Origin of the sequence: Pseudomonas sp. NPDC090201 (assembly GCF_044746825.1) — a bacterium.
Taxonomy (GTDB): Bacteria; Pseudomonadota; Gammaproteobacteria; order Pseudomonadales; family Pseudomonadaceae; genus Aquipseudomonas; species Aquipseudomonas putida_AD.
Genome location: NZ_JBIVCX010000001.1, coordinates 142154 through 152966 on the forward strand (window position 1 = coordinate 142154; position 10813 = coordinate 152966).

The 10813-nt window shown below is 63.1% G+C and carries 9 protein-coding genes; 4 read left to right on the plus strand and 5 right to left on the minus strand.

Annotation, left to right across the window (positions count from 1 at the left end):
- Nucleotides 1-417 precede the first annotated feature (417 nt).
- Genes ACIPOO_RS00580 through ACIPOO_RS00590 form a run of 3 tightly spaced genes read left to right on the plus strand, consistent with a single transcriptional unit; the run spans nucleotide 418 to nucleotide 4087 of the window.
- Entirely contained in the window at nucleotides 418-1767 is a 1350-nt protein-coding gene (locus tag ACIPOO_RS00580; RefSeq protein ID WP_274131890.1) for a gluconate:H+ symporter, read from the plus strand.
- Complete coding sequence (locus ACIPOO_RS00585; protein ID WP_400603649.1) at nucleotides 1768-2628, plus strand: MurR/RpiR family transcriptional regulator; 861 nt, start codon at nucleotides 1768-1770, stop codon at nucleotides 2626-2628.
- 1 nt (nucleotide 2629) lies between these two features.
- Entirely contained in the window at nucleotides 2630-4087 is a 1458-nt protein-coding gene (locus tag ACIPOO_RS00590) for an amidohydrolase family protein (protein ID WP_400603651.1), read from the plus strand.
- Nucleotides 4088-4237: 150 nt separating this feature from the next.
- On the opposite strand, the gene fahA is transcribed toward ACIPOO_RS00590, so the two are convergent.
- Both fahA and hmgA read right to left on the minus strand, forming a co-directional pair.
- Nucleotides 4238-5515: a fumarylacetoacetase gene (fahA, locus tag ACIPOO_RS00595; protein ID WP_400603653.1), complete on the minus strand. Its 1278-nt coding sequence runs from the start codon at nucleotides 5513-5515 to the stop codon at nucleotides 4238-4240.
- Nucleotides 5512-6828 (minus strand): homogentisate 1,2-dioxygenase, encoded by a 1317-nt coding sequence (hmgA, locus tag ACIPOO_RS00600; RefSeq protein WP_400603655.1) that lies wholly within the window; start codon nucleotides 6826-6828, stop codon nucleotides 5512-5514. Before hmgA ends, fahA begins: the two co-directional genes overlap by 4 nt.
- 227 nt (nucleotides 6829-7055) lie before the next feature.
- Here hmgA and ACIPOO_RS00605 point away from each other — a divergent pair, with 227 nt between their 5' ends.
- On the plus strand, nucleotides 7056-7847 hold the full coding sequence (locus ACIPOO_RS00605; protein WP_400603657.1) for an IclR family transcriptional regulator: 792 nt from the start codon (nucleotides 7056-7058) through the stop codon (nucleotides 7845-7847).
- 109 nt (nucleotides 7848-7956) lie between these two features.
- On the opposite strand, the gene hppD is transcribed toward ACIPOO_RS00605, so the two are convergent.
- The 3 genes from hppD to glcC form a co-directional block, all read right to left on the minus strand.
- Nucleotides 7957-9033 (minus strand): 4-hydroxyphenylpyruvate dioxygenase, encoded by a 1077-nt coding sequence (gene hppD / locus ACIPOO_RS00610; RefSeq protein ID WP_400603659.1) that lies wholly within the window; start codon nucleotides 9031-9033, stop codon nucleotides 7957-7959.
- A 142-nt stretch (nucleotides 9034-9175) separates the two neighbouring features.
- A complete protein-coding gene (maiA, locus tag ACIPOO_RS00615; protein ID WP_400603661.1) occupies nucleotides 9176-9808 on the minus strand; it encodes a maleylacetoacetate isomerase in 633 nt (210 codons plus the stop codon).
- 98 nt (nucleotides 9809-9906) lie between these two features.
- Nucleotides 9907-10668, minus strand: a complete 762-nt coding sequence (gene glcC, locus ACIPOO_RS00620; protein ID WP_400603663.1) for a transcriptional regulator GlcC — start codon at nucleotides 10666-10668, stop codon at nucleotides 9907-9909.
- Between the last annotated feature and the right edge of the window lie 145 nt (nucleotides 10669-10813).

The following is a 10813-nucleotide window of genomic DNA, read 5'->3' on the forward strand; positions in this document are numbered from 1 at the left end:
CTACGGGTGTGGTTACCTCAGCCCTGTAGGAGTGAGCTTGCTCGCGATGGCGCCCTTGAGATCGCTCCCGCCGGCAAGCCGTGCTGCTACGGGTGTGGCTGACCTCAGCCCTGTAGGAGCGCGCTTGCCCGCGATGGCGTCCTCAAGATCGCCGACGCAGGCAAGCCGGACCCACCTGAGAGAAAGTTATTTTCATATATTTCTATTTTTATCGATTTTCGTGTAATTTAATTTTCATCACGAAATCAGAGATAAAAACAATGCCTGCCTGTGATCGTCGCCTATCGACCCTCGTTTCACCCTGCAACACCTTTGCAACACCCACTGCCGAGACCGTTTTCATCGCTGGTTTGCGCCCGGACTGACACTGCCCGCCGCCCGCCCGCTGACCTCAACTTCTCTGCAAGGAACCGTTGCATGCCTCCGTCTACCGGCCTGTCCCTGTTGGTCTACGCCGCCATCGCGATCATTGCCCTGATCGTCCTGATCGCGCGTTTTCGTCTCAATCCGTTTGTCGTCATCACTCTGGTGTCCGTCGGCCTTGCGCTGGTCGCCGGGATGCCCGCCACCTCGGTGGTCTCCTCCTATGAAGGCGGTGTCGGCAAGACCTTGGGCCACATCGCGCTGGTGGTGGCGCTGGGCACCATGCTCGGCAAGATGATGGCCGAGTCCGGCGGTGCCGAGCAGGTGGCGCGCACACTGATCGACCGATTTGGCGAACGCAACGCCCACTGGGCCATGGTCTGCATCGCGTTTCTGGTGGGCCTGCCGCTGTTCTTCGAGGTCGGCTTCGTGCTGCTGGTGCCGATTGCCTTCACCGTCGCCCGTCGTGTCGGGGTTTCGATCCTGATGGTCGGCCTGCCCATGGTCGCCGGCCTGTCGGTGGTGCACGCCCTGGTTCCGCCGCACCCTGCGGCCATGCTGGCGGTGCAGGCCTATCAGGCATCCGTCGGCCAGACGCTGTTCTATGCGATTCTGATCGGCATCCCCACCGCGATCATCGCAGGCCCGCTGTACGCCAGACTCATCGTGCCGCACATCCACCTGCCCGATGAAAACCCGCTGGCCAAGCAGTTTCTGGACCGCGAACCACGCAAGCAACTGCCCGGTTTTGCCATCACCATGGCGACCATTCTGCTGCCGGTGTTCCTGATGCTGCTGGGCGGTTGGGCCAACCTGATTTCCACGCCGGGCAGCGGTTTCAACAGCTTCTTGCTGTTCATCGGCAACTCGGTGATCGCCCTGCTGCTGGCGACATTGCTGAGTTTCTGGACACTGGGCATCGCGCAGGGCTTCAATCGTGATTCAATTCTCAAATTCACCCAGGAATGCCTGGCCCCGACCGCCAGCATCACCCTGCTGGTCGGCGCCGGTGGCGGGCTGAACCGGATCCTGGTGGACAGCGGCGTGACCAACGAGATCGTCGGCCTGGCCCAGGATTTCCATCTCTCGCCGCTGCTGATGGGCTGGCTGTTCGCCGCCTTGATGCGCGTGGCGACAGGCTCGGCGACGGTTGCCATGACCACTGCCTCGGGCATCGTCGCGCCGGTGGCCATGGGCCTGGGTTATCCGCATCCGGAGCTGCTGGTGTTGGCGACCGGCGCCGGATCGGTGATCTTTTCCCACGTCAACGACGGCGGATTCTGGCTTATCAAGGAGTACTTCAACATGACAGTGGCGCAAACCTTCAAGACCTGGACGGTCCTGGAAACGCTGATCTCGGTGATCGCGTTCGTCCTGACCCTCGGTCTGGCACAGGTGCTCTGAGTGGACATTCTTTACCAGATCCGCGCCCGCCAGGATTCCTTCAGCGCCGGTGAAGGCCGGATCGCCCGGCTGATTCTGAGCGACGTCGCCTTCGCCGCCAGCGCCAGCCTCGACGAACTGGCCAGCCGCGCCGAAGTCAGCAGCGCCACGCTGTCGCGCTTTGCACGCAGCATCGGCTGCAAGGATCTGCGTGACCTGCGCCTGCAACTGGCTCAGGCCAGTGGTGTTGGCAGCCGCTTTCTGAACCCGGAGCAGGCGCCGGAGCAATCAGCGTTTTTCACTCAGATCGTCGGCGATATCGAATCGACCCTGCGCCAGCACCTGGCAGGCTTCGACGACGCGCGTTTCAAGGCGGCGGTGGCCCTGCTCGCCCCGGCGCGCATGCTCCACAGCTTCGGCATGGGCGGCTGCTCCAGCCTGTGCAGCGAAGAACTGCAGACCCGTCTGGTGCGCCTGGGCTATCCCATTTCCGCCAGCCGGGACCCGGTGATGATGCGCCTGATCGCCGCGACCCTGGGGCCCGGTCACAGCCTGATCGTCTGCTCCCTGAGCGGCCGCACGCCGGAGCTGCTGGAGGTGGTGAGCCTGGCCCGCAGCTACGGCGCGAAAACCCTGGCCATCACCCTGCCCGACTCGCCCTTGGCGCAGCTTGCCGACGTCGTGCTGCCACTGCAGATCGCCGAAACCAATTTCATCTACAAACCCACGGCGGCGCGCTACGGCATGTTGCTGACCATCGACGTGCTGGCCACTGAGCTTGCCCTGCTGGCCCCGGACGACAATCAGGAACGCCTGCGCCGGATCAAACTGGCCCTGGATGACTATCGCGGCGGTGACGACGGCCTGCCGCTTGGAGACTGACATGCTTTACGACCTTATCATTCGCGACGCGCTGGTGATCGACGGCAGCGACACCCCCGCCGTGCGCGCCGACGTGGCGATCCGCGACGGGCGCATCCAGCGCATCGGCAACCTTGACGGGGTGTCCGCCGGCGAGGAAATCAACGCGGCGGGCCGGGTGCTCGCGCCGGGTTTCATCGACGTGCACACCCATGACGATACCGTGGTGATCCGCCATCCCGAGATGCTGCCCAAGATCACCCAGGGCGTGACCACAGTGATCGTCGGCAACTGCGGCATCAGTGCCTCACCCGTGACCCTGGCCGGCGACCCACCGGACCCGATGAACCTGCTCGGCCCGGCCAAGGCCTTTGCCTATCCGCGTTTCAGTGATTATCGCCAGGCGGTGGACAAGGCCCGCCCGGCGGTCAATGTCGCGGCGCTGATCGGCCACACGGCGCTGCGCAGCAATCATCTGGACGATCTGTTTCGCACGGCAAGACCTGACGAAATCAGCGCCATGCGCGAGCAACTGCGCGAGAGTCTGGAGGATGGCGCGCTGGGGCTTTCCACCGGGCTGGCCTATGCCACGGCGTACTCGGCAGAAACCGATGAGGTCAAGCAACTGGCCGAAGAGTTGACCGCGTTTGGCGCGGTCTACACCACTCACCTGCGCAGCGAATTCGAACCGGTGCTGGAGGCCATGGACGAGGCTTTCGACATCGGCCGCCATGCGCGCTCGCCGGTGGTCATTTCCCACATGAAATGCGCCGGGGCCGGCAACTGGGGCCGCAGCCCGCAACTGCTGGCCTCACTGGAAAAAGCCGCGCAGAGCCACCCGGTGGGCTGCGACTGTTATCCCTATGCCGCCAGTTCCTCGACGCTGGACTTGAAGCAGGTCACCGATGCGTTTCGCATCACCATTACCTGGTCCACGCCACACCCGGATCAGGGCGGGCGCGATCTGAAAGACATCGCCGCTGACTGGGGCCTGTCGCTGATTGACGCTGCGAAAAAGCTGCAGCCGGCCGGGGCGGTGTACTACGGCATGGATGAAAACGACGTACAGAACATCATGAAGCATCCCCTGTCGATGATCGGTTCCGATGGCCTGCCGGAAGACCCCTTCCCGCACCCTCGCCTGTGGGGTGCGTTCCCTCGGGTGCTTGGGCATTTCAGTCGGGACCTGGGACTGTTTCCGTTGCACACCGCCATTCACAAGATGACGGGACTGACAGCCACCCGCTTTGGCCTGCACGAGCGCGGCTTCGTGCGTGAAGGCTATTGGGCCGACCTGGTGTTGTTCGACCCTGAAACGGTGCGCGACGTGGCGGATTTCAAGGAACCCAAACGCGCCGCCGAAGGCATCGACGGAGTGTGGGTGAACGGGCATTTGAGTTATGCCCAGGGCAAGGTGCAGGGTGAGCGGCAGGGGCGGTTTTTGCCGAGAACGGGGTCGTTGGTCGAAGGATTTGCCTGACGAGTGGTCGTGCCCTCAACTGATGCACCACGTTAACCCTGTGGGAGCGGGCTTGCCCGCGAATACGTCGGATCTGACGCCTGAATGGTGACTGATCCACCGCCTTCGCGGGCGAGCCCGCTCCCACAGGATTCAATTGATCAAACCGAGTTACCCAACAATCACCCCACGGCACTCGCCGAAACCGATACTGACCTCACCATCGCGACGGCAGCGTGCCTTGAGAATCACCTCGTCCCCCGCCTCCAGGAACTTGCGCGTCTCGCCGCTCGGCAACTCTACCGAGTGCCTGCCGCCTTCGGTGATTTCCAGCAGGCTGCCGAATTGCCCCTGCTGCGGACCGGACAGGGTGCCGGTGCCGAACAGGTCCCCGGGCTGCAACTTGCAGCCGTTGACGCTGTGATGGGTGACCATCTGCGCCACCGTCCAGTACATGTTCAGGGTGTTGCTCAACGCCAGCCGTTGCGGGGCCATACCCTGCTCTTTCATCAGCGCGGTCAGCAGCAGCACCTCCAGCTCGATGTCCAGCGCGCCTTGCTCCTGGTCCTGCTCATCGAACAGGTACTCCAGGGGGCGCGGGTCACCTTCAGGCCGCTGTGGTTGCTCGCTGCGAAACGGTGCCAGCGCCTCGCTTGTCACCACCCAGGGTGAAATGCTGGTGGCAAAACTCTTGGACAGAAACGGACCCAGCGGCTGGTATTCCCAGGCTTGCAGATCCCGCGCCGACCAGTCGTTGAGCAGGCAGAAGCCGGCGATGTGCTCACCTGCCTGACCGATGCCGATGGGCTCGCCGGTCTCGTTGCCCGGCCCCATCCACACCCCGACTTCCAGCTCGTAATCCAGCCGCTTGCTCGGGCCGAAGGTGGGCGCTTCAGCGCCTGGGGCCAGAGTCTGACCGCTCGGGCGCTTGACCGGCGTGCCGGACACGCACAGCGTCGACGCCCGGCCGTGGTAGGCAATGGGCACGTATTTGTAGTTGGGCAGCAGCGGATTGTCAGGGCGAAACAGCTTGCCGACGTTGGTGGCGTGATGGATGCCCACGTAGAAATCGGTGTAGTCGCCGACCTGCGCCGGCAGGTGCATCTGACACGCGTTCATGGGGTGCAGCAGGTCTTCGCGGGCCGGGCTGCTTTCGTCCAGCAGTTGCAGCAGTTCAAGGCGCAGCGCCTGACGCGCCGAGGCGCCCAGGGCGAAGAAATCGTTGAGCTGCCCGCGCCCTGCGGCTTCGGCGGCAATCCGCGCCTGCCCGGTGAAACAGCCGCTTTCCAGCGCAGCCTGCAGGTCGAGAATGCAGTCGCCGATGGCCACCCCGCCGCGCCGGCTGAGGTTGCTGGCGCTGAACACCCCGAATGGCAGGTTCTGCAGCGGAAAATCAGGGTGATCGTTGGCAGAGGTCACCCAACTGCGGGCATGAAGGGAAGTACTCATCGTTGGTTATCCGTGTCCAGAGGTTTGAAGGTTCTGGCGATGCCGTTCCAGCAGGCGTCGTAGTCGCCTTGCAGTTGCGGGCAGTGTAGGGCATGACGGCTGGGGCGCAGGACCTTGCCGGTCTCGAACATGAAAGCCATGGTCTGTTCGATCTTGTGTGGCGCAAGGTCAGCGGCGATGGCCTTTTCCGCCGTCGCGTTGTCCGGGCCATGGGCGCTCATGCAGTTGTGCAGCGACACCCCGCCGGGCATGAAGCCTTCGGCCTTGGCGTCGTAGGCGCCGTCGATCAGGCCCATGAACTCGTTCATCAGGTTGCGGTGAAACCACGGCGGGCGGAAGGTGTTTTCCGCCACCATCCAGCGCGGCGGGAAGATCACGAAATCGATGTTGGCCTGACCGTGGGTAACTCCCGGCGAGGTCAGGACCGTGAAGATCGACGGGTCCGGATGGTCATAGCTCACCGTGCCGATGGTGTTGAACAGGCGCAGGTCGTACTTGTACGGCACGTTGTTGCCATGCCAGGCCACCACATCGAATGGCGAATGTTCCAGTAGCGCCGCCCAGAGCTCGCCGAGGAACTTCTGCACCAGCACTGTGGGTTGTTCACTGTTGTCGAAACAGGCGACCGGCACCTGGAAATCCCGAGGATTGGCCAGCCCGTTGCTGCCGATGGGACCCAGGTCCGGAAGGCGCAAGGCGCAGCCGTGGTTTTCGCAGAGGTAACCGCGGGCCGTGCCGTCGAGCAGTTGCACGCTGAATTTCAGGCCACGGGGTATCACCGCGATTTGCTGCGGCTCGATGTCCAGCAGGCCTAGCTCGGTGACCAGGCGCAAGCGGCCCTGTTGCGGCACCAGCAGCCATTCGCCATCAGCGTTAAAGAATGCACGCTGCATCGACTGGTTGGCGGTGTAGACATAAATGCTCACGCCTTCGGCCTGATCCGCCGCGCTGGTGCTGGCCAGGGCGATGAGGCCGTCGATGAAATCAGTGGGTTCAGCGGGGATGTCGAAGGCATTCCAGCGCAGGCGATTGGGCGTCACCGGACCTTGTTCAAGGCCTGTGATCTGACGCTCAAGGCGCTTGAACTGCGGATGGGCCGCAGAAGGCTTGATGCGGTAAAGCCAGCTGCGCCGTGCTTCGGCGCGGGGCACGGTGAACGCGGTGCCGGAGAACTGCTCAGCGTACAAGCCCAGGGGATGGCGCTGCGGCGAGTTCTGCCCGGCCGGCAACGCACCCGGCACCGCCTCGCTGCTGAACTGGTTGCCGAAGCCCGTCTGGTATTTCAGCGGCTCGGATGCGGGTTTGGTGAACATCTTGACCTCTTGTTGTTATGAGACCTCTGGCCTTTGTAGGAGCGCGCTTGCCCGCGATGGCGATCTACCTGAGACATCTGTGCTGGCTGTCACGATCCTGTCGCGGGCAAGCGCGCTCCTACAGTGATCGTAATATTATACGTAAATGCATTACGCATAACGTAATTTGAGTTTGAGCAACGGTCAAGCTATAAAGCAGCCTTTCCAGACCGGCGCACGCCCTGCTCATGACCGATCCATCCGCAACCGCCCCCGCTGCCCGCCAACAGAAAGTGCAGTCCGCCGAAGTCGGCGTCGGCATCCTCAAGGCCCTGGCGGAACTGGCGCCCGCCACCTCGCTGTCCAGGCTCGCCGAGCACGTCGCGATGCCGGCCAGCAAAGTGCATCGCTACCTACAGGCACTGGTGGACAGCGGCTTTGCCGAGCAGGACCCGATCACCAACCATTACCGGCTGGGGCGCTCGGCCTTGCAGGTTGGGCTTGCCGCCTTGAGCCAGCTGGATGTGCTGAAGATCTCGGCACCCGAGCTGGTTACCCTGCGTGACGAACTCAACGAAACCTGCTTCCTGGCGGTGTGGGGCAACAAAGGGCCGACCGTGGTGTACGTCGAGCAGTCCCTGGGCGCGGTGACCCTGGTCACGCAGATCGGCTCGGTGCTGCCGTTGCTCGGCTCCTCCACGGGGCTGGTGTTCGACACATTCTTGTCGAACGCCGAAACCGCTGCCCTGCGCGAGCAGGAGTCGGCTTTGCTGTCGGCTGCACAGCTCAAGGAAGTGGAGCGCCATGTCGAGGAAATCCGCGCCACCTGCGTGCACCAGATCCACGGGTTGTTGATGGCCGGCGTGAACGCGGTGTCGTCCCCGGTGTTCGCCATGGGCAACAAGCTGGTGGGCGTGGTGACGGTGGTGGGATCGGCGTCGGTGTTTACCGGTGCGCATCAGGCCCAGGCGGCGCAGAAACTGCTGCACACCGCCCGCGCGATCAGCGCGCGGATGGGTGGGGAAATGCCTAAGGCCTGAGCCCTGTAGGAGCGCGCTTGCCCGCGACGCGGTGTGTCAGTCACAGATGAGTTGTCTGATGCACCGCTCCCGCCGGCAAGCCGTGCTGCTACGGGGGATAACCAACCGATTAATCGGTGGTCAGTACCCCACGCCGCACCTGATCGCGCTCGATCGACTCGAACAGCGCCTTGAAGTTGCCCTCGCCGAACCCGTCATCGCCCTTGCGCTGGATGAATTCGAAGAACACCGGGCCCATCAGGGTTTCCGAGAAGATCTGCAGCAGCAGGCGTTTGTTGCCACCCTCTGATGTGCCGTCCAGCAGGATGCCGCGGGACTGCAACTCGGCCTCGGGCTCACCGTGGTCGGGGATGCGCCCCTGAAGCATCTCGTAATAGGTGCCGGGAGGAGCGGTCATGAAGCGCATGCCCAAGGCTTTCAGACGATCCCAGGTCTTGATCAGGTCGTCGGTGAAAAACGCCACGTGCTGGATGCCTTCACCGTTGAACTGCATCAAAAACTCTTCGATCTGCCCCGCGCCCTTGGACGACTCCTCGTTCAGCGGGATGCGGATCATGCCGTCGGGTGCGGTCATGGCCTTGGAAGTCAGACCGGTGTACTCGCCCTTGATGTCGAAGTAGCGGATTTCACGGAAGTTGAACAGCTTTTCATAGAAATTCGCCCAGTACGCCATGCGCCCGCGATAGACGTTGTGGGTCAAGTGATCGATGAACTGTAAACCTGCACCTTCAGGATGACGCTCGACGCCTTCGATGAACACGAAGTCGATGTCGTAGATCGACGTGCCTTCGCCAAAACGGTCGATCAGGTACAGCGGCGCGCCGCCAATGCCCTTGATCGCCGGCAGGCGCAGCTCCATCGGGCCGGTGGCGATTTCGATGGGCTGTGCACCCAGTTCCAGCGCGCGTTTGTAGGCCTGTTGCGAATCCTTGACCCGGAACGCCATACCGCACACGGAAGGACCGTGCTCGGCGGCAAAGTAGGACGCTTCGCTGTGGGGCTCATTGTTGAGGATGATGTTGATCGCGCCCTGGCGGTACAGCGCCACGTTCTTGGAACGGTGGTTGGCGACCTTGGTAAAGCCCATCATCTGGAACACAGGCTCCAGCGAGCCGGGCGTCGGCGAGGCGAATTCGATGAACTCGAAGCCCATCAGGCCCATGGGGTTTTCATAGAGATCAGTCACGGTCTTGCTCCTGCTAAATAGTGAAATGCGGGTTGGCGAGGTTCACAGTCGAGCAGGTGGCGCACAGGGAATGCCCCGTACGCTGCGGGCGAGAAAGTCGCCGAAGATCAGTTGCAGACCGAAGATTTTCATAAGGGACAGACTACTCCGGCTTGTCCGATTGCGCATCCGGGTGCGCTTTCTGGAACGCCGGATGGGCCAGCGCCAGCGCTTCGACCCGGCAGATGCGCGGGAATGCGCTCAAATCGACATTGAAGCGTCGCGCGGCATACAACTGTGGCAGCAGATAAACGTCCGCCAGGCCCACCGCGCCGAAACAGAAATCCTCGTCACCGATCAAGGCTTCCACGGCCGCGAAGCCTTCGCTGATCCAGTGGCCGATCCAGGCCGTCACGTCACCTTCGTCATGGCCCAGGCCGCGCAGGCGGTTGAGCACGGCGACGTTGTGCAGCGGGTGGATATCGCAACCGATCAGGGCGGCGACCTGCCGGTGGCGAGCACGGGCGAGCAGATCGTCGGGCAGCAGCGCAGGCTGGGCGAAGCGTTCTTCGAGGTATTCGATGATCGCCATGGATTGAATCACCACCTCGCCGCTCTCAAGGCGAAGCGCTGGCACCCGGCCTTGCGGATTGACCGCCAGATACGCGGGCTTGAGGTGTTCGCCGCCGTCGCGGATCAGGTTCACGGGAATGGCATTGACCTCAAGGCCTTTCAACGCCAGCGCGATGCGCACGCGGTAGCTGGAGGTCGAGCGGTAGTAGGTGAATAGATCCACGGGAAGGCCTGCACGCTAGTTATTGTTTTTGGTAAACAGGTTTTCGTAAACGACTTACGCAATGCGTAAAGTGCGACATTCACCGGTAGCTGTCAAGGTCAGGCCCAGCCCTCCAGGCGCAAGGTGGCCCTGACCAGTCGCTGTTCTTCGTTCTCGATCTCCCGCAGGTTGTCGCAGATGCTCTGGATGTGCGCCACGGCGGCCTTGCGCGCCTGATCCGGCAGGCGGCCGGTGACGGCGTTGTAGAGCCTGGCGTGATGGCGGTCGATCTGCCGTTTCTGGGCTTCACGGTGATAGAGGTTGTTGACCGAGGCGAAGACGGTGTTGAGCAGCAGGTCTGTCAGCGAGCGCAGGGTCTGTACCAGCACCGGGTTGTGGGATGCCTCGCTGATCGCCAGGTGAAAGGCATGATCGAGCCGCGCGTGTTCGCTGGCTTCAAGCGCGTGATCGTGGGCCGCCACCAGCGCGTCGTAGGCGCGGGTGATGAGCACGAAATCCGCGTCGGTGCCGCGCAATGCCGCCAGGCGGGCTGACTCCCCTTCCAGCAGGCTGCGCACCTCGAACAGGTCATAGAGAGTGCGCGGCTGCGAGGCGAACAGGTGCATCAGCGGCGATGCGGCGGACAGGCCCAAGCCGCCCATCTGCGCAACGAAAGAGCCCTTGCCGTGCCGGGTTTCGATGATGCCCCGGGCGCGCAGCAGCTTGAGCCCTTCACGCAGCGCGGTGCGCGAGACGCCCAGCTTCTCGGTCAGGCGCCGCTCCGAAGGCAGCAGTTGCCCGACCTTGAGCACGCCATCGACGATCAGCCGCTCGATGCGCTCGCTGACGACGTCCGCAACCTGAGGGGTGGAAGCTTGCACGAGGTTTTCCATAGGTTCTCTTTGAAGAAGGTATCCACACATCCCGTAGCAGCACGGCTTGGCGGGGGGGGGGGGGGGGGGGGGGGGGGGGGTATTAAAAAAAAAACCCCACCCCCCCCCCCCCCCCCGGGGACGCGAGCCCCGC

Excerpts from the sequence above, each read along its gene's own strand:
- ACIPOO_RS00590 (WP_400603651.1), top strand. The coding sequence starts at position 2,630 with ATGCTTTACGACCTTATCATTCGCGACGCGCTGGTGATCGACGGCAGC.
- fahA (WP_400603653.1), bottom strand. The coding sequence starts at position 5,515 with ATGAGTACTTCCCTTCATGCCCGCAGTTGGGTGACCTCTGCCAACGAT.
- ACIPOO_RS00580 (WP_274131890.1), top strand. The coding sequence starts at position 418 with ATGCCTCCGTCTACCGGCCTGTCCCTGTTGGTCTACGCCGCCATCGCG.
- hmgA (WP_400603655.1), bottom strand. The coding sequence starts at position 6,828 with ATGTTCACCAAACCCGCATCCGAGCCGCTGAAATACCAGACGGGCTTC.
- ACIPOO_RS00605 (WP_400603657.1), top strand. The coding sequence starts at position 7,056 with ATGACCGATCCATCCGCAACCGCCCCCGCTGCCCGCCAACAGAAAGTG.